Origin of the sequence: Micromonospora sp. RTP1Z1 (genome assembly GCF_033804685.1) — a bacterium.
Taxonomy (GTDB): domain Bacteria; phylum Actinomycetota; class Actinomycetes; order Mycobacteriales; family Micromonosporaceae; genus Micromonospora.
The window spans coordinates 1-18,406 of record NZ_JAPFQV010000005.1; the positions used below are offsets into that span (position 1 = coordinate 1).

Sequence of the window (18,406 nt, forward strand, 5' to 3'; positions counted from 1 at the left end):
GTGTTAAGCACGCCGCCAGCGTTCGTCCTGAGCCAGGATCAAACTCTCCAACAAAAACTTGTTGAAACAGTCATCCCGACAACAAAAAGTGTTGCCAAAGGAATCCAAACCAGCAAACCCTCCCAAAGGAAGGACCCACCAGTCCGGGGTATAAATCAATTTGGCACTGGCTTATCAAGCACCCTGTTGAGTTCTCAAAGAACAACCACACACCGCCCAGAAACCCCACCAAGTGGAGCCCCCAACCCGGGGTATTTCGTACACAATCCCCGCCGCTCTCGCGCCGGGCACTTTTACTACGTTACCTCACCGTTTTCCCCGTGTCAACCGGTGTGTCCCGGCCTGTCACGCTTCGTACGGGTTGGCGCCGCTGAACACGCACAGCAGCGAACCGCTGCGCTTGGTCATCGGATTCGGCAGGACGGCCGCCGCAGTCTCCCGCGAGCTCGCCCGTTTCCCTGCCGATCGAGAACCTTACCCGGTCGCTTCCGCTCCGCCAAATCCGCCTCGCGGCCGATCCGTCGAGCCCCGCCCGGACCGTGTCGTCGAGGGGCGAACCCCTGTCTGACCCGGCGCCAGTCCGGTTCGGAGCTTCAGGTCTTTCGTCCTGTTTGCCCCGTTCCGCGCTGGCAGAGAGAAAGTTACGCGTCTGCGGGTTTGATCGTCAAATCCGTGGGTGGCGTCCCGCGTCACATCATCACCCATAGCCTATTTCCGCTGGTCAGGGGCGGTCGCGGGCGGGCCGTGGCCCAGGCTCGGGGGCCGAAGGGCCCGCAAACAGGGGAAGCGCAGCCCTCACCGCACGGCCGGTCCGGCATGACGAGCGGGGCGCCGCCTTCAGCAGCGTGGACCGGATGTCCCACATGCCGCCCGGCGGTCAACCGGTCCTCCGACGGCGTCGACCGGGGGAAGCCGGGAGCGTTCGGTCAGGCGGACCGACGACCGGCGCGCCGGCGGGCCGCCAGCCAGCCCCGGACACCGAGCACGCCGACGGTGGAGCCGATGGCCAGCGACGCGGCGATCAGCAGCGCGTGCACCCAGAGGAAGGCGGTGGCGGAGCCCTCGCCGACCGTGCCGGTCGACCAGGCGCGCGGGTCGTTCCAGATGGCCACCGCGAACCGCGGCCAGATCACCCAGGTCCAGACCCCGACCCCGACCAGGAAGAGCGACCAGCCACGTGACAGCACCATGGCTGGTCAGTATGCCAGCGGGGCAGGTCAGGGCCCGACGGCGAGGCCCGTACCGGGGCCGCCCGGCGGGGAACGGTCAGAAGCAGGTGACGATGCCGCCGTGCAGCAGGTAGACGGTGCCGAGCCGCTCCCCGATGTCGGTGTTGCGGATCGGGTCCTGGTCGACCGTCGCGTAACCCAGCCGCCAGGGCTGACCCCCGAGCGGACGACCGGCCGGCTACCGTGGAGCCATGGTCCGGCCGAGCACCAGCGCCCCGGAGACCGTCCACGGTCTCCCGGCGGCTGCCGCTCCGGTTCTCCCGCTCCGCGTCGACGACGGTCGGGAGCAGATCCTCGACGTACTCCGTGCCGGTGGGTTGCGGTACCGCGCCGGCGGGCGATGGCGGTTCGCGCTCTGACGAGCCGACCGCACTGATCCGGGCCCGCCCCGGGTCTCTCCGCGCGCCCGCGCGTCCCTCCACCGTTCTCCTCGGCACGAATGGGGTATCACCATGTCCGCACCACGAATGCTCACCGGCGACCGCCCGACCGGGCGGCTGCACCTCGGCCACTACGTCGGCAGCATTCCCAAACCTGGTGCAGCTGCACCAGCGGTACGAGAGCTTCTTCATCATCGCCGACCTGCACATGCTCACCACGAAGAACACCCGCGGGGACATCGAGCAGGTCACCCGCAACGCCCGCGAGATGGTCACCGACATCCTCGCCGCGGGCGTCGACCCGGACCGGGCCACCTTCTACCTGCAGTCGGCGATCCCCGAGGTCGGCGACCTGAACACCCTCCTCCAGAACCTGGTCACGGTGCCCCGGCTGGAACGGGTCCCGTCGCTGAAGGAGATGGCCCGGGACGCTGGCAAGGAGGAGATGCCGTACGGGCTGCTCGGCTATCCCGTCCTCCAGGCCGCCGACATCCTCTGCGTGAAGGCGCAGGTCGTCCCGGTGGGAAAGGACAACGCGGCGCACGTCGAGGTGACCCGCGAGATCGCCCGTCGGTTCAACCACCTCTACGGCGAGGTCTTCCCGGTGCCCGAGTTGATCATGTCGGAGACGCCCACCCTGGTCGGCACGGACGGCCAGGGCAAGATGAGCAAGAGCAAGGGAAACGCCATCGTGCTCTCCGACGACCCGGCGACGGTCCGCCGCACGGTGATGCGGATGTACACCGACCCGAATCGGGTCCGCGCGGACGTGCCCGGAACGGTGGACGGGAACCCGGTCTTCGCGTACCACGACGTGTTCAACCCGGACCGGGCCCGGGTGGCGGAGCTCAAGGAGCGCTACCGGGCCGGTCGGATCGGTGACGTCCAGGTCAAGGAGGAGCTCGCGGTCGCGCTCAACCGTTTCCTCGACCCGATCCGGGAGCGCCGGGCCCGGTTCGAGGCCGAGCGCGGCCTGGTCGACCAGCTGATCTTCGAGGGCACCGAGCGGACCCAGGCCGAGGTGCGCCGGACCCTGGTCGGGGTCCGCCGGGCGATGGGTCTGACCAGCGCGTACAGCCAGGTGCGACGGCGGGCCGAGCGGTACCGCAAGGCCGCCGCCACGCCGGCCTGACCTTCCGGGTACGCGAACAGCCGGCCCGGGAACGGTCTTGCGCCGGACCCGGGCCGGCCGGTTAGGCTGCTCCCGTGACCAGCTCCCGCACCCTCGCACCGACGTCCTGCGACGTGTCGGTCGGTGCGGCGCGACGCCGGCGATCCGTCGACCGCCTGCGCTGAGCACATCCTTCCTGCGACCGGCGGATCGAGCCGCCGGTCTTCGCCGATCGTCCTCGGTCCGCCCGCATCCCCGTCCGGAGATCCGCGTGAGACGGATCCGAGCAAGATCGGCGTACCCATGGATCTGGAGAAGTTGCTGACCGACCGGCTGGCGCCGGCGTTCTCGGCGGTGGCCGGCGTACCGGTGGACCCGGTGGTGCGGCGCTCCCAGCGCGCGGACTTCCAGTCCGACGCGGCGCTGGCACTGGCCCGCCGGCTCGGCCGGCCGCCGCGGTCGATCGCGACGGAGGTCCTGGAGCGCGCGGAGCTGGCGGACCTCTGCTCGGCGGCGGAGGTCTCCGGACCCGGCTTCATCAACCTGACCGTCGCCGAGCGGACCCTCGGCGGGCTGGTCTCCGCGCTGGCCACCGACCCGCGGCTCGGCGTCCCGGCCAGCGCCGCGCCGGAGACGATCGTGGTCGACTACTCGGCGCCGAACGTGGCGAAGGAGATGCACGTCGGGCACCTGCGCACGACGGTGATCGGCGACGCGGCGGCCCGGCTGCTGGAGTGGCTCGGGCACCGGGTGGTCCGGGCCAACCACCTCGGCGACTGGGGCACGCCGTTCGGGATGCTGATCGAGCACCTGGTCGACCTGGGCGAGGCCGAGGCGACGCAGGAGCTGTCGATGGGCGACCTGGACTCGTTCTACCGGACGGCCCGGGCGAAGTTCGACGCCGACGAGGCGTTCCGGGAGCGGTCCCGACTGCGGGTGGTGGCGTTGCAGGGCGGCGACGAGGGGACGCTGCGGCTCTGGCGGCTCCTCGTCGCGCAGTCCGAACGCTACTTCCTGACCGTCTACGACCTGCTCGACGTGACCCTGACCGACCGGGACTTCCGTGGCGAGAGCAGCTACAACGACCTGCTCGCCCCGGTGGTGGCGGAGCTGAACCGGCTCGGGCTGCTCCGGGAGAGCGCCGGCGCCGCCTGCGTCTTCCCGCCCGGCTCGGTCGGCCGGGACGGGGAACCGCTGCCGCTGATCGTCCGCAAGTCCGACGGCGGGTACGGCTACCCGGCCACCGACCTGGCGGCGGTCCGGCACCGCGCCGGCGAGCTGGGCGCCACCCGGCTGCTCTACGTGGTCGGCCTGCCGCAGCGACGGCACTTCGAGATGGTGTACGCGGTGGCGGAACAGGCCGGCTGGCTGACCCCGCCGGCGCGGGCGGAGCACGTCGGGTTCGGTTCGATCCTGGGGCCGGACGGGCGGATGCTGCGCAGCCGGACCGGCGAGTCGGTGAAGCTGGTCGGCCTGCTCGAGGAGGCGGTGGCCCGGGCCACCGCGCTCACCCGGAGCCGGAACCCGGAGCTGGGCGACGAGGAGGCGGCCGAGGTGGGCCGGGCGGTCGGCATCGGCGCGATCAAGTACGCCGACCTCTCCAGCGACCGGCACCGGGACTACGTGCTGGACTGGGAGCGGATGCTGTCGCTGGACGGCAACACCGCGCCCTACCTGCAGTACGCGTACTCCCGGATCCGGTCGATCTTCCGGCGGGCCGGCGTGGCGGCCCGGCCGGGCGCGGGCGTCTCGCTGGCCGAGCCGGCGGAGCGGGCGCTCGCGTTCGAGCTGGTCGGCTTCGGCGCGGTGGTCGGCCAGGTGGAGCGGAGCCTGGAGTTCCACCAGCTGGCCGGCTACCTGCACCGGCTGGCCACCGCGTTCAGCGCGTTCTACGAACGCTGCCCGGTGCTGCGCGCCGACGAGCCGGTGCGGGAGAGCCGGCTGGTGCTCTGCGACCTGACCGCCCGGGTGCTGGGCCAGGGACTGCACCTGCTCGGCATCCGCACCCCGGAGCGGATGTGACGCTGGCGCGCAGGGTCGCCGGAAAGTCGTCGGCCACCACGCGCGCATGCATCGCCAGGCCGTGACCCTGGCAGGGCCGGTGGCGCCGCGCGGACCGCGCGGATTCAGCCGGACGGACGATCGCCACGGGGCAGCGACGACCCGCGCCCGCCGCTAATCTGAGCTGCCCCGGCGCCCATCGAGCACCGGCACCACGCCCGTTTCTCCGGGCCGTCGGACATCCCCCAAGGAGGGAAATCTTGGCTCCACAGAGGGCCCGCTCCGCCCTGCGCGCTCTGCTCGTGACCCCCCTGGCGGCGGCGCTCGCCGCCGGCAGCCTGACCGGACCGGCCGCCGCCGCGTCCACGCCGCGGATCACCTTCTCCGCGATCTCCTTCTCCGCCGACCAGGTCGACACCACCGCCGGCCCCGGCACGGTCAACCTGACCTGGACGGTGGCCGACACCAGCAGCACCGCCACCCAGGTGCACGGCGTCACCTGGTTGCAGCGCTTCGTCGGCACCACCCCGGTGGGGCCGGAACTGCCGGTGCACTACTCGCTCAGCACCGACGCGACGGCGCTGGTCTACGCGACCAGCGGCACGGCCCGCAGCTCCACCTACTCGTACGAGTTCGTCGTGCCGCAGTACGGCCCGGCCGTCGCCGCCACCTGGCGGGTCACCCGGATCACCGGGCAGGACGACAAGGGCACCACCGGCACCATCTCCGGCAAGGCGCTCGCCAAGTACGACGCCGACCTCGCGGTCACTGAACTGGCCGACTCGACCGCGCCGGAGCTGGACCAGTTCGGCCGGAAGGGGCAGCAGCCCGACGCGGTCTACGACGACGGCTCCGGCGTGAAGCTGCACTACGCACTCGCCGCGACCGACCCGGAGTCCGGGTTCTGGAAGGCCGACGTGGTCCTGGCCGGGCCGGGCGGCGCGCGGGTCACCACCCCCGTGACGCTCACCTACACCGGCGAGTACGCCCCGTACTGCGGGCCCTCGCAGGTCTGGGACATCAACTACTACGTCTTCTGCGAGGACGTCGCCGCGGAGCTGCCGGCCGGCAGCCCGTCGGGCACCTGGATCGTGGACAAGCTGGTGCTCGCCGACCGTGCGGGGAACACCCGTGAGCTCACCGACGTGCCGGAGTCGCCGATCCGGGTCACCCGCAACGATGTGCTCAGCGGCACCGACTTCGCGCTCACCCCGGCCGAGGTGGACAACTGGCGGGAGGAGCGGACGCTGACCCTCAGCGTCCGGCCCGTCGGCGCCCTGGGCGGCGTCGCCTCGCTCACCGCGCAGGCGCAGGGCTGCTTCCCCGCGACGACCACGCCGACCGTCGCGGCCGACGGGACCGCCTCGATCCCGGTGCGGATGCTGACCACCAGCGGCCGCTGCCAGATCACCGGCCTCGTGCTCACCGACGGCGCGGGCAACGCGGCCGTCTACGGCAGCGACTACGCCGCCCCGGCGCTGGACCTCACCGCCACCCGGGTGGCGGACACCACGGGGCCGGTGATCTCGTCGGCCCGGCTGAGCCAGACCACGGCGTCGGCGAGCAACCTGCCGTACGCGATCGGCGTCTACGTGACCGTCACCGACACCACCGGCGCGCCGGTCGACGGCATGTCGGTCACCATGTACGACGCGGAGGGCCGCTCGGTCTCCGGGGGGTACGGCGGTGTCTCGCCGCTCCCGACGGGCGAGTACACCGGAACGATCCGGACGAACGGCCTGGCGCCCGGCACGTACACCGTCGGGGTGACCCTGACCGACGCGGCCGGCAACAGCACCCTGATCGGCTACCCGAACGGGGCCGGCAACCCAGCGCCGAACGGGCCGCTGGTCTTCACCGTCACCGCGGACTGACGTACGACGAGGCCCGGGTCGCCGTGACCCACCTGATGGTGGACACGGCGGCCCGGGCCTCGGGTGTGTCCGGGTTCAGTTGACGATGGACTTCGGGGTGGTCTTCGAGTCCAGCCAGGTGTTGATCAGCTTGGTGAGGTCCCGGCCGGTCTGCTTGTTCACGAAGGCGATGAACGAGGCCCGGTCCTGCTGGGTGTTCTTCTGCTCCTGCACCCAGGCGGTGGCGAGCGCGAAGAACTTCTTGTCACCGATCAGGTTGTGGATCTCCCGCAACATGGCCTCCGGGCAGAGGTAGACGTTGCCTTCGGCAAAGTTCTTCGGGTTGGGCTTGCCGGGCGGGCCCAGCTTCTTGCGCAGCGCGGCGTCGGCCTGGCGCACATACCGGTCCAGGCTGGCCTCGCTGAACTTCATCGTCTCCTGGGTGTAGAGGTCCTGGGCGTAGGTGGCGAAGCCCTCGTTGAGCCACAGGTCGGTCCAGGTGGTCGGGGTGACCGAGTCGCCGAACCACTGGTGGGCGTACTCGTGGAGCAGGTCGATGCCCCAGCGGTCCCGCCGCGCCTTGGTGTTCTCGATCTTCCGGCCCATGGTGATCATCTGCTGGGTCTCCATGCCGGATTCCGAGTCCACCACCACGACCCCGCCGGTCGGGAACGGGTACGGCCCGAACCGCTTCTCCAGCCAGGCGATGTACTGCGGGGACTTCTTCAGGTACGGCAGCAGCTTGTCGTCGGTGCCCTTGCGGTACCAGTACGTCAGCGGGAGGCCGTGCGGGCCCTTGACGGTCAGCTTCTGATACTTCCCGACGGCCAGGGTGGTCAGGTACGCCGCCACCGGGTCGGCGCTGCGGTAGGTGAAGGTGGTGCCGGACTGCGCGGCGGGGGTGCCGCTGGCGATCGCGGACCAACCCGGCGGCACGGTGACCTCGATGTCGTAGAGCGCCTCGTCGGACGGCATGTCGTTCGCCGGGTACCAGGTGAACGCCCCGAACGGCTCCTGCATCGTCCAGAGGCCGCCCTCCTTGGTGACGGTCAGCCCCAAGGCCTCCACATCCTTGCGGTGCGACGGCATCGGGGTGGTCTTCGGCCTGCCGTGGTACTTCACCACCAGGGTGACCGGCTTGTCGGCGGTGACCGGGGCGGCGACGGTCAGCTTCTCCTTCGCCACCGTGCCGGTGACCGACGTGCCGTCCAGCGTCACCCCGTCCACCTGGTACGGCATGAAGTCGAGGACGAGGCTGGGCGCGTCCTTCGTGGGGCGGATCCGCAGGGTGGCGGTGCCGGCGAGGGTCTTCGTCGGTGGCGCCCACTCGAGGGCCAGGCCGTAGTGCAGGACGTCCAGCGCAGTCGTGCCGCGGGCCGGGTAGATCGGGTCGGCCACCGGGGTCGAGTTCCCGGCCCGCCAGGCCGTGTAGTCGACCGCCGGCACGGTCGGGCTCGGGCTGGCCGAGGGGGACGAGGAGTCGACCGCCGGGCCCGCCGGGTCAGACGTGCAGCCGGCGACGAGCAGCGGCGGCAGGAGCAGGGTCAGGAGTACTGGGTGACGCATCAGCGCACCGTACGGGAGAGCGCGCTTTCCGTGGGGGCACGGGCAGCGGTGGCCTCGCGCGCGAGGGCGTCGAGGTGACGTGCGATAGCGGCTTTCAATGAATGGGCGGTGTGGATGTCGGGCCGGATCGCCGCATGCACGGCGAGGCCGTCGAGCAGGGCGTGCAGCCGTCCGGTCTCAACGTCTATGTCGGTCGGCGCCAGACCGGCAGCCGAGAGGTCGGTGAGGATCGCTCGGCAGCCGGCCCGCAACGCGTCGTATCCCTCGTCGCGCAGCTCCCGCAGCGCCGGGTCGACCAGGGCTCGGGAGGTGAAGGCCAGCCAGAGCTCGTTCTCGACGCGCCGTTCGTCATCGAGTGGAAGCAGCTCAGCCAGCACGCGCTCTGCTCTTCGTCTCGGGTCGGGCTCGGGCTCCAACGTGGCGAGGCGGGACTCGATCCGGTCGATGACTGTCCGGAACGCGAACGCCATGAGTTCGGACTGACTCGCGAAGTAGTGGCGTAGCGAGCCCATCGACAGGCCTGCCTCACGGGCGACGTTGCGGACCGAGGCCTGCTCCAGACCGTCGCGGCGGATCACCCGCAGTACCGCTTCGACGAGCTTTCGGCGGCGTTCTATCGCGTCCACAACTTTGGGCACCGGTCTTTTATAGCACAGCCGTGCTAGCCTACCTCGTATTGGCACAGTCGTATTACGAAAGCGCTCGGAGACACAGTGACGCTCATCCAAAACCCTGAAGCGCAGCCACGACCGGCCCGCCGTGGCCTTGCCGCACTGCTCCGCCAACGCAGCGTCCACCTCGCGGCCCTGGGCTGGCTCGCCGCCAACGCGGTGGTCCTCGCCGTGGCGGGAGACGCGCTGCCGTTCGACTGGCCGACCGCTGCGGCACGGACTCCGGTCGACCGACTGGTGGACGCCAACCTGGCCCTCCTCGAGGTGCTCCTACTCACCGCGCTGGCCTACTGGCTCACCCGCAGAAGGACCCTGCCCAACCTCGCCGACCGCGCGCCGGAGCGCTCGGCTGCCGCCCGCGAAACGCTGCTCCTGCTTCTCTACGGGGCTGGCGGACTGGGGCTCGGCTTCGTCCTCGCGCGGCTCGCCGGATGGCACCCATTCGGCCTTCACCTCGCCGGCTCGATCTACGGAACACATGAACACGTCAGCCCCGCCGAGTCCATCGCCTGGGCCGCCTACAACCTCGTCGTCTACGCGGTGGTTCCACTCCTGTTCTTCCGGCGGCGCTACTCCGCCGAGGCGCTCAGCCTTCGCTCGAGCAACCGCCGCGCCGACGCCGTCCTCATCGGCGTGATCCTGGTAATCGAATCAGTCGTCCAGATCGCCGCGCTCGATCCGCAGATCTTCGACCTCACCGCCGGTCAACTCATACTCGGGCTCCCCCTCACCTTGACGCTGTATCTCGCCGGCGCCGTGCTACCCGCCATGATCTTCATCTACGCGATCCTGGTGCCCCGCTTTCTCCGACTCACCGGGTCGACCGCGACCACGGTGATCCTGGGCGGCCTCACGTATACCGCGCTGCATGTCTGGGACGCGTGGACCGTCTTCAACTCGCCCCGCAACGCCGCCCTGTCGATCGTCTTCCTGCTGCTGACCTACTTCGCACCGGGAATGTTCAAGACCGTCCTCACCGTGCGAACCGGCAACGCATGGGTCCACGTCTGGGCCTACCACGCACTAGCGCCACACACCCTCGCCGACACACCACACATGGTCCACGTCTTCCACCTCAGATAGAACGACCGCCCCCGGACGCCGGAGCGTCCGGGGGCGGCCCAGGATGCGGAGATGTCAGACGATGATCTTGTAGATGTTCCAGCCGGCGCTTTTCTGAACCCTTGCGGCGAAGGTGCCGTCGCCGCGGCCCGCGTAGAACCAGAGGACGCCGTTGCCGTCCCGCGCGAGCAGATCGTGCCGACCGTCCTGGTTGAGGTCGCCGATGGGTACGACGGTGTTGTAGATGTTCCACCCGGTGCCGACCTTGACCCGGCCGCCGAGACGGCCCGTGCCATCGCCGTTGTAGCGGTACAGGACTCCGGCGCTGTCGGCGCCGAGGAGGTCGCCGTTGCCGTCGCCGTTGAGGTCGCCGGTCCCGATGACCTTGGGGTAGATCCCCCAGCCCGAGCCGATCTGCACCCTGGCGTTGAAGCCGCCGTTGCCGGGGGCGGTGTAGAGCCAGAGCTTGCCGGTGGTGTCGACGCCGACCAGGTCGTCGCGCCCGTCGCGGTTCAGGTCACCGGGAGCGACCAGCAGCCGGTAGGTCATCCAACCCTTGCCCACAGCGATCGACTTGGTGGTGCTCTTCGGGAACCCGTTGCGACCCGTGCCGAGGTAGGCACGCAGGTTGCCGCTCCCGTCCCGGACCAGCAGATCCGGCAGCCCGTCCCCGCTGAAGTCGCCGAAGGGCACGAGGGCCGAGGTGCCGGCGGTGCCGGTGCAACTCAGGCACCAGGTGTCGGTGGCGCCGACGTCGTAGAGCCGGCCGAGTGGCTCGGCGCTCAGCGCCTCGCCGTACCAGTGGCCCTCGCCGTTGGACTTCACGCCGAGCAGCGCCTGACCCCCGTAGCAGTCCCAGGTGCGGTACTCGAACGTGCCGCACGCGGCGAGCACGGTGCCGGACCCGATGGTGGCCATGGGACCGCCGTCCACTCCGCCGGCGACGGTCCACCGGTAGCCGCCGTTGGCGGCCATCGTGCCGTCCGGGAGCCGGCCGTCCCAGTTCGCGCTGGCGCCCTCGCGAACGGCCCCACCGGACTTGAGGGGGAACGTCCGGCCGGTCGCCTTGTGGGTGATCGTCAGCTGCCAGGACGAGACCGGCCGGGTGAACCGGAGGTACGCGCCCCAAGACACCCCGTTCCGTGCGGCGGCCTCCCGGCCGACCTGGGTGATCCCGAGAGCCGGCGGGGCTGGCGGGACGCCGGTGTCGAGCACGTGCACCGCGTTCGCGCCGTCCACGTACGCCACCCCGGCGCCCAACCGGTCCACGGTCCACGTGATGCCGCGACCGTCGGCCGGGACACCGATGGGCAGGTTCGCCAACTTCACCGTCGGTTGCACGGTGCCGTCGTGGAAGTCCGTGAGCAGCAGGCTCGCGGTGGCGGTGTCGTGCCGTACCAGGAAGCCGTCGCCCAGGATGGCCGGGCCGCTGGGGAGGGAAACGTTCCGGTTGAGCGTCAGGTCGTACGCCCCGGCGCGACCGGTGGTGCCGCAGGCCCAGTACAGCCAGCGGGTGCTGACCTGCACCTCGGTGGGCACGCAGGCGACGCCGGTGGAGATGCTGCGCTCAGCCCCGTTCCCGCCCAGGCCGATCTGCTGGAGCTGCCCGGCGGTCGTGGTCGCCGTCCAGAGGGTGTCGTACCAGAGTCCCGCGCCGGTGATCGGGCCCGTCCGCTCGACCGTCTTCGCACTCGTGTTGACGACGTACTGGAGCGCAGGAGAACCGCCGTTGACGATCGCGTACCGGTGGTCCGCGTCGACGAGCCGGCCGTTGGCGGTCGGCAGCGCGGTCGTCCGGCTGGTCACGGTGTGCGTCGCGACGCTGGTTTCGCCGTTCGGCCCGTAGGTCAGGTACGCCATCCCGCCGTCTGCCCCGTCGAGCATCCGGACACAGGCGACCTGCGGCGTGCAGGGAGCCGTGTTGGTGAGCAGGGCTCCGGCGGAGGGGAAGTGCTGTCGACTGTTGCCGGAACCGTCGTCGGGGGCAAGGGCGTGGTTGAACAGGGCGTACTGAGTGGTCGACGACGTCGGTGCCACCTGCGTCTGGAGGTGGGCGACCACGCCGTGCCGGTAGCTCAGCCCCGCGTTGCCGACCGGGTCGCGTACCGGCAGCACCGGCACGTGGGTCGGCTCGGCGTCCGTCGCGGTGAAGCGGTGCACCGCCCAGTCGCGGGAATCGGTCCCGCCGACGAGCAGCGCGGTGCCGTCCGGCCCCTGGATCACGGAGTCGATGGCCAGGGCTGCCAGTGGCAGGCTACTGCTCTGGGCGCCGCCGCCGAGCGGCACCGTCACCGCCGGGCCCTCCCGTTTGCCGTTGCGCTTGTCCAGGACCGCGAGCACCCGGTCACCCAACACCGCCAGCCGCGACCGGTTATCGCCCGCGGTGACCGCCTTCGCAGCAGTATTCGTACCGTCCAGCAGCCCCTTGCGGGAGTACGCGTGCACTGAGGCGTCGGTCCCCACCCAGGCAACCGCGTCCCCGGAGAGCCTGAAGTCCGCCACCGTCTGGAGGTCGACGTCCGGAATCTCGACCACCCGGCCGGTCGCGACGTCCAGCAACGACCACCAGTACGCCTCCATCGTGGCGGCCTCGATGACCACCGACCGGCCGTCCCCGGCCAACACCTGGTCGCCGAGGTAGATCCCGGCCGGGAAGCCGGTCACGGGTCGGGCGGCGACGACGGTGCCGTCCGCGCCGACCGTCCGCAGTTCCAGCTTTTCGCCCTGCCGGACCAGCATGTCCCGGCCCTGGACGGCGTAGAGGCTCCCGTCGGTCGGCTTCTTCCACTGCTCCCAGCTCTGGTCACTGAGGTCGAGCACGTTGATGGTGCCGTTGGTGGGGTGGGCGGGCACCGGTTCCCAGATCGAGACGCTGTCGCCGCCAGCCGGCTGCAAGGCGGGAGGGCGGACCCCGTCCAGGTCCTCCACCACCACGGTTTCGCCGGTGTCGTACCGGGTCCACAGGTAGGTCTTGGACATGTTGTGCTGGTGCAGGAAGCCGGTCTTCCCGGCGAACGCCAACCCCTCGTGCGGCAGCACGGTCGGCTCGTTCTGCGGGATGACCGTGACCTCACGGGGTGCGGTCGACGTGACGGCGGTCGCCGGGGTAGCCGGCGTGACGAGCAGGGAAAGCGCAAGCGTCGCGGTTCCCACGAGAGCGCCGGCGGTGAGACTGCGGCCCAATACGGGTCCTCCTGAATCAGGGCTACGCGGAGATCTCGGCAGCATAGATCGGGTGGTACCGGCCTCGTGTGCCGCCGAACGGTTGATTCGAGAGAGCCGGGAGCCGGGCTGTCGGCTGGCATCCCGGGCTTCCGACGGCGAAGCGGCATTCGATTTACCTGCACTGGATGAGACAAACGGCGTGGCACCTCGGCGTCGAGCCCGACCTCCTTGAACTGGCGATCTTTAAGACGCGGGGACGCTTTAGCGCGCCCGACGGAGCCGGTGCCGCTCCAACCGATCAGCTCGGTAGCGGTCGAGGGTGAGCGCGGCGTCATCGAGCCGAGGACATCCGCAGTCGGTGCACTTCGTGCACAGGTTCCGCTCGTGGAACTCGATGCAGTACGAGGCGAGGACGACTGCGAACGGGACTCGCGTCAGCAACTCCTCCCCCATCACTCGGCCCGACCCCGAGAGCGGTGCTGCTGGCCCAAAGTTGAGGAGCGGGGAGCGTTGGTACTCCAACGTCGGCTCGATTGCCCAGTAATGCGGACGGCCCGTGTTGCGGTGGGCTTGGACCTCGGAGGCGGCCTGCGGACCGAGGGCTCCGGAACGGTTCGGGTAGGCAGTCGCAGGGCCGGTCCGGTCGACCGGTAGCGGACACCGATTGATCGGCCAGAGCCTCATGAGATCCCCCTCCTGGTTGGGAGTTTGCGGACGCCTCCCGAGGGTAGGCCAACTCGTCCTACTCGTACAGCCCGTTCTAGACGTGCAGCACGTACCCTACGATCTGCTCAGGCTGCGCGTCCATAAGGTCCGGCTCATGGTTGACGAGATGTCCCCGGTGGCGCTCTACATCCAGCTCGCAGACCTCCTCGCCAAGCAGATCGAGGACGGGAAACTCAAGCCGCGCCAGCCAGTCCCGAGCGAGACCCACCTACAGCAGGAGTACGGCGTCAGTCGAGGAACGGTCCGGGCGGCTGTCCGTCTGCTTCGGGAGCGCGGTCTGGTCGTGACGCTGCCGGCTCGCGGTTCTTACGTCGCCGAGCGGAAGCCCTAGCCCTACATCCCGGCTACCGGCGAGAGCGGGCAGGGTCGTAGACGAATGCCCAGCGGTCTGAATGGGGGGTCGGCGCGGCCCGCTTGCGAGCCGCCTTGACAAGTTCAGTGAAGCCCGCCATCCACCGGGCACGGCACGCCTTGATCATCGCGCGGGCGCATCTCGAGTTCGCCCGCGCTGAGGCGGTCCGTGTGTCGCAGCGGGATCGGGTCGCGGACCTGGACGCGGTACGGCGTTCAGCCCATCACCAGAGGCCGCCTTATGGCGACTCTCCGTTACGACGAAGCAGCGTCAGCGTGCGGGCGCGTGCCCATGGGCGCACGAAAAACGCCCCCCTGGTCGACGTTTGTCGATGGCCAGAAGAGCGTTTTCCCTGCTCAACCGCTGTGCGCCCGAAGGGACTCGAACCCCTAACCTTCTGATCCGTAGTCAGATGCTCTATCCATTGAGCTACGGGCGCTTGCTGCTCGGCCAGTTTACACACCCGGCCTTCGCGCGGAGACTCCGGGATTCGAACCCGGGAGGGGCTTTAAAACCCCAACCGCATTAGCAGTGCGGCGCCATAGACCAGACTAGGCGAAGTCTCCCTGGTGGCCCGTAGACCACCGCGCCCGAGGATACAGGTCCCCAGCCACCCGGGGCAAAGCGACTACCCGACCGGCCCCCGACCCTGCGTTTCCGACGTGTGCCAGCTCACCCTCGGGTCTACGCTCCATCGATATGCAGGAGCAGCCGCCGAACGATCCGCCCCGCCCCGAGCCCGCCACCGGTGCCCGGCGGAGCCGCTCCCCGAAGCCGACCTTCGCCGCGCCGCCCACGCCCGAGCCGCCCGTCCCACCGGCCCGCCAACCGGAGCCGGAGAAGTCGCCGCAGTCCCAGGCGCGGCGACCGAAGGCCGCGCCGGCCGTGCTCTTCCAGCCGCCGGACCCCGCCCAGGTCGTTTCCCGCGCCCCGGCCAGGTCGGCCGGCGACGCCGACGGGGGTCACACCCGCCCCGCCGGGACCGCCGCGCCTCGGCCTCGTCCCGGAACCAGGGCCACCCCGTCTCCTACCGCCGAGGGCACGGCGACCCGAGCCACCCGGAGCCCTTCCGCCGACGACACGGCGACGGGTGCCACCGCGGCTCCTGCTCCCGAAGGCACCGCTACCGGGGCCAGCCGGACTCCCGACCGCGAGGACACGCCAACCGGGGCCGGCCCACGAGCGGTCCCGACGGGTCAACGGGCGGAACCGGACGGCCCCGAGCCGGATCCGGTCCAGCGGGAGTCGGCGACAGGCGAGGAGGCCCCGAAGCGGACGCGCCGCCCCCCGGCGAAGAAGGCGGCCCCGGCGAAGACGGCGGTTCCGGGGAAGGCGAGCCCGACGGCGCGCAGGCGCGCCGAGCCCGGCCCGGCGCAGCAGGCCACCGCGCCCGGGGCGGGCGGCCCGCGGGCCGCGCTCCCCACCCGTCCGGGCCCGGCCACGGTCGTCGTACGGGCGGTCGACGCGGCGGAGCCGGCGTCGGGGCGTACCGCCGGGGTGGAGTGGCGGGCGATCACCTCGCGCGTCCTCGACCACCCGGCCTTCGCGCCGGAGCTGCTGGCCCTGGCGGCGGTCGAGGCGCTCGGGCCGCGCGCCCGGGAGTGGGTCGGAGGGCTGCGCGGCGCGTACCCGGATGCGGACGCGGACGGGCTGGCCCGGCTGGCCACCCGGCGGTTCATCCGGGTGGCCGGGACCGGTGGCGCGGTCGCCGCGGGCGCCGGGCTCTTCGCGCCGGTGGCCGAGCTGGCGGCGGTGCTCTGGACGCAGGCCAACCTGGTGCTGCACCTGGCGGCGGCGTACGACCGCGACCCGGCGCATCCGGACCGGGCGGCGGAGCTGCTGGTGCTGACCCAGGTCCACCCGGACGCCGGGACCGCCCGCGCGGCCCTGGACGCGGCCCGGGCGGCCGACGGGCCGGGGGAACGGCCGTGGCCGCGGGCCGCCGAGGCGGCGTGGCGGCTGGCGGCGCCGCTGGCCGTGCAGGCCGGCGGCTGGCTGGGCCTACGGCTGGCGTCGCGGCTGCTGCCGGGGGCGGCGGTGCTCGCCGCGGCGGCGGGTGACGCGGCGGCCGCCGAACGGCTGGCCGCCCGCGCGATCACCGCCTACCGCCCGCCCCGGAAAGCGCGAGCTGCCGCAATCGGACCGGCGCAATCGGTTACAGCCAGCTGAACCAGTCCTTCGGCAGCAACGCGTAGCCGACGAAGGCGACCACGTCGAGCAGGGTGTGCGCCACGATCAGCGGCGCCACCCGGCGGGTACGCAGGAAGAAGAGGCTGAAGACCACACCCATCACCGCGTTGCCGAGGAATGCGCCGAAGCCCTGGTAGAGGTGGTACGAGCCGCGCAGCAGCGCGCTCGCCGCGATCACCGCCGGGAGCCGCCACCGGAGCTGGCGCAGCCGGGTGACCAGGTAGCCGACCACGATCACCTCCTCCAGCACGGAGTTCTGCACGGCGGCGAGGATCAGCACCGGCACCGCCCACCACAGGTGCGGCAGCGCGGCCGGCACCAGCGTGGCGTTGACGCCGAGCTGCGCCGCCGCCCAGAACAACGCCAGCCCGGGCAGGCCGATCAACGCCGCCAGGCCGGCGCCCCGGGCCAGGTCCGACCCGGGCCGCCGCAGGTCCACCCCGAGCGTCCGCGCCGGGTCGCCCGGGTCGCGGGTCAGCAGGTGTACGGCGAGCAGCACCGGCAGCAGCGCGAAGAAGATCCCGACCAACTGGTACGTCAGGTCGAGGTACGGCCGGGCCGACTGCGAGTTGTTCAGCGACGCGGTCTGCTTCGACAGCGGACCGGCGGCGGTCAGCTTGGCGGCCAGCGACACCACCGCGTAGATCGCCGACTGCCCGAGGGAAAGCCCGAGCACCAGGAACGTCTCGGTGCCCAGGGTCCGGCGGGACATCGGGCGGGTGAGCTCGTCAACCGTCACCGGACCACTGTGCCGCACGCCGGGGCCGCTCGGCACGCCCCGGGGGGCGGAATGAGCCGGTCGCACATTCTGTGCGACCGGTGCGCACACTCCGTGGACATTCTATGAGTGCCCGATCCGCCGTCAGGAGAAGGGGCGTGCCCTCGTGGAGAACTTCGCGCGGCTGCTGAAGGAGAGCTGGACCCTGGTCGAGAAGGACCGGGACCGGCTGAGCGCCCACTTCTACGCCCGGCTCTTCCTCCTCGACCCCGAGCTGCGCAAGCTCTTCCCGGTCCAGATGAGCGGGCAGGGTGACCGGATCCTGGAGGCGATCGTCACCGCCACCCAGACCGTCGGCGACCCGGAGAGCTTCGACGAGTACCTGCGCGCGCTGGGCCGGGACCACCGCAAGTACCACGTCGCGGCCACCCATTACGAGACCATGGGCGTCGCCCTGCTCGACGCGCTGCGCAGCACCGCCTGCGACGGCTGGAACCTTGAGTACGACCAGGCCTGGCGGGAGGCGTACGCGAGCATCTGCGAGAAGATGCTGGCCGGGGCGGAGGCGGACGAGAACCCGCCGTTCTGGCACGCCGAGGTGCTCACCCACGAGCGGCACGGGCCGGACACCGCCGTGCTGACCGTGCGTGCCCTGCAGCACCCGCTGCCCTGGAAGGCCGGCCAGTACGTCAGCGTCGAGGCACCCCGGCACCACCCGCGGGTGTGGCGGACCTACTCGGTGGCGAACGCCCCGAACGACGACAACGTGCTGGAGTTCCACATCCGTACGCCGAGTGGCGCGGCGGGCTGGTTGTCCGGGGCGCTGGTCCGCCGGACCAAGCCGGGCGACCTCCTCCGGGTGGCCGCCCCGATGGGGTCGATGACGCTGGACCGGTCGTCGACCCGGGACATCCTCTGCGTCGCCGGCGGGGTCGGGCTGGCCCCGATCAAGGCGCTGGTGGAGGAGCTGGCGAGCGTCAACCGGACCCGCTGGGTGCACGTCTTCTACGGCGCCCGCCGCCCGGAGGAGCTCTACGGCCTGGCCGGCCTGGCGGAGCTGGTGACCGCGCACCCGTGGCTGTCGGTGACACCGGCGTGCAGCGAGTCCCTGGACTTCGACGGCGAGCTGGGCGACATCTCCGAGGTGGTCACCCGGTACGGGCCCTGGACGACGCACGACTGCTACGTCTCCGGCTCGGCCCCGATGGTCCGGGCCACGCTGCGGGCGCTCGCCGCCGACGACGTCCCGCCAGAGCAGATCCGGTACGACACCTTCGGCAACCTGTAGACCTTCCTCCCCCGAGCCGGGTCGCGTGCCCCCGCCCGCTGGGGCACGCGACCCGGCCCCCCCCCGCCGGTGCGCGGGCCGGGCCGGCAAACCG

At 71.2% G+C, this 18,406-nt stretch carries 12 protein-coding genes, 2 tRNA genes and 1 pseudogene; 8 read left to right on the forward strand and 7 right to left on the reverse strand.

Annotated features, from left to right (window positions below; all coding sequences use genetic code 11):
• Positions 1-926: 926 nt before the first annotated feature.
• Positions 927-1,190: an SCO4848 family membrane protein gene (locus tag SLP03_RS04030; protein ID WP_319459139.1), complete on the reverse strand. Its 264-nt coding sequence runs from the start codon at positions 1,188-1,190 to the stop codon at positions 927-929.
• Positions 1,191-1,420: 230 nt separating this feature from the next.
• Between SLP03_RS04030 and SLP03_RS04035 the strand changes: the two genes are divergently transcribed.
• The 4 genes and pseudogenes from SLP03_RS04035 (at position 1,421) to SLP03_RS04050 (ending at position 6,595) form a co-directional block, all read left to right on the forward strand.
• Positions 1,421-1,588 (forward strand): hypothetical protein, encoded by a 168-nt coding sequence (locus SLP03_RS04035; protein WP_319459140.1) that lies wholly within the window; start codon positions 1,421-1,423, stop codon positions 1,586-1,588.
• Between the two features lie 93 nt (positions 1,589-1,681).
• Positions 1,682-2,741 (forward strand): annotated as a pseudogene (gene trpS / locus SLP03_RS04040) (tryptophan--tRNA ligase).
• 282 nt (positions 2,742-3,023) lie between these two features.
• Positions 3,024-4,742: an arginine--tRNA ligase gene (argS, locus tag SLP03_RS04045; protein ID WP_319459141.1), complete on the forward strand. Its 1,719-nt coding sequence runs from the start codon at positions 3,024-3,026 to the stop codon at positions 4,740-4,742.
• A gap of 239 nt (positions 4,743-4,981) precedes the next feature.
• Complete coding sequence (locus SLP03_RS04050; RefSeq protein ID WP_319459142.1) at positions 4,982-6,595, forward strand: hypothetical protein; 1,614 nt, start codon at positions 4,982-4,984, stop codon at positions 6,593-6,595.
• Between the two features lie 75 nt (positions 6,596-6,670).
• Here SLP03_RS04050 and SLP03_RS04055 read toward each other — a convergent pair whose 3' ends face one another.
• Complete coding sequence (locus SLP03_RS04055) at positions 6,671-8,140, reverse strand: M1 family metallopeptidase (RefSeq protein WP_319459143.1); 1,470 nt, start codon at positions 8,138-8,140, stop codon at positions 6,671-6,673.
• Entirely contained in the window at positions 8,140-8,778 is a 639-nt protein-coding gene (locus SLP03_RS04060; RefSeq protein ID WP_319459144.1) for a TetR/AcrR family transcriptional regulator, read from the reverse strand. Before SLP03_RS04060 ends, SLP03_RS04055 begins: the two co-directional genes overlap by 1 nt.
• A 204-nt stretch (positions 8,779-8,982) precedes the next feature.
• On the opposite strand from SLP03_RS04060, the gene SLP03_RS04065 reads away from it, so the two are divergent.
• Positions 8,983-9,894 (forward strand): hypothetical protein, encoded by a 912-nt coding sequence (locus SLP03_RS04065; protein WP_319459145.1) that lies wholly within the window; start codon positions 8,983-8,985, stop codon positions 9,892-9,894.
• Positions 9,895-9,948: 54 nt separating this feature from the next.
• On the opposite strand, the gene SLP03_RS04070 is transcribed toward SLP03_RS04065, so the two are convergent.
• Positions 9,949-13,056 (reverse strand): VCBS repeat-containing protein, encoded by a 3,108-nt coding sequence (locus SLP03_RS04070; RefSeq protein ID WP_319459146.1) that lies wholly within the window; start codon positions 13,054-13,056, stop codon positions 9,949-9,951.
• A gap of 802 nt (positions 13,057-13,858) precedes the next feature.
• On the opposite strand from SLP03_RS04070, the gene SLP03_RS04075 reads away from it, so the two are divergent.
• The gene (locus tag SLP03_RS04075) at positions 13,859-14,095 is read left to right on the forward strand and encodes a GntR family transcriptional regulator (RefSeq protein WP_319459147.1); all 237 of its coding nucleotides are present in this window, start codon (positions 13,859-13,861) and stop codon (positions 14,093-14,095) included.
• A 387-nt stretch (positions 14,096-14,482) separates the two neighbouring features.
• Here the strand turns inward: SLP03_RS04075 and SLP03_RS04080 are convergent.
• Positions 14,483-14,555 (reverse strand) — tRNA-Arg (locus SLP03_RS04080).
• Between the two features lie 36 nt (positions 14,556-14,591).
• Positions 14,592-14,682 (reverse strand) — tRNA-Ser (locus SLP03_RS04085).
• A gap of 133 nt (positions 14,683-14,815) precedes the next feature.
• On the opposite strand from SLP03_RS04085, the gene SLP03_RS04090 reads away from it, so the two are divergent.
• The gene (locus tag SLP03_RS04090) at positions 14,816-16,285 is read left to right on the forward strand and encodes a hypothetical protein (protein ID WP_319459148.1); all 1,470 of its coding nucleotides are present in this window, start codon (positions 14,816-14,818) and stop codon (positions 16,283-16,285) included.
• Here the strand turns inward: SLP03_RS04090 and SLP03_RS04095 are convergent.
• On the reverse strand, positions 16,272-17,045 hold the full coding sequence (locus SLP03_RS04095; RefSeq protein ID WP_319459149.1) for a CPBP family intramembrane glutamic endopeptidase: 774 nt from the start codon (positions 17,043-17,045) through the stop codon (positions 16,272-16,274). The two genes, SLP03_RS04090 and SLP03_RS04095, sit on opposite strands and share 14 nt — an antisense overlap.
• 145 nt (positions 17,046-17,190) lie before the next feature.
• Between SLP03_RS04095 and SLP03_RS04100 the strand changes: the two genes are divergently transcribed.
• Positions 17,191-18,312, forward strand: a complete 1,122-nt coding sequence (locus SLP03_RS04100) for a globin domain-containing protein (protein WP_319459150.1) — start codon at positions 17,191-17,193, stop codon at positions 18,310-18,312.
• Positions 18,313-18,406: the final 94 nt, after the last annotated feature.

Coding starts and splice junctions, on each gene's coding strand:
- SLP03_RS04030 (WP_319459139.1), bottom strand. CDS start 1,190: ATGGTGCTGTCACGTGGCTGGTCGCTCTTCCTGGTCGGGGTCGGGGTC.
- SLP03_RS04055 (WP_319459143.1), bottom strand. CDS start 8,140: ATGCGTCACCCAGTACTCCTGACCCTGCTCCTGCCGCCGCTGCTCGTC.
- SLP03_RS04090 (WP_319459148.1), top strand. CDS start 14,816: ATGCAGGAGCAGCCGCCGAACGATCCGCCCCGCCCCGAGCCCGCCACC.
- SLP03_RS04075 (WP_319459147.1), top strand. CDS start 13,859: ATGGTTGACGAGATGTCCCCGGTGGCGCTCTACATCCAGCTCGCAGAC.
- argS (WP_319459141.1), top strand. CDS start 3,024: ATGGATCTGGAGAAGTTGCTGACCGACCGGCTGGCGCCGGCGTTCTCG.
- SLP03_RS04035 (WP_319459140.1), top strand. CDS start 1,421: ATGGTCCGGCCGAGCACCAGCGCCCCGGAGACCGTCCACGGTCTCCCG.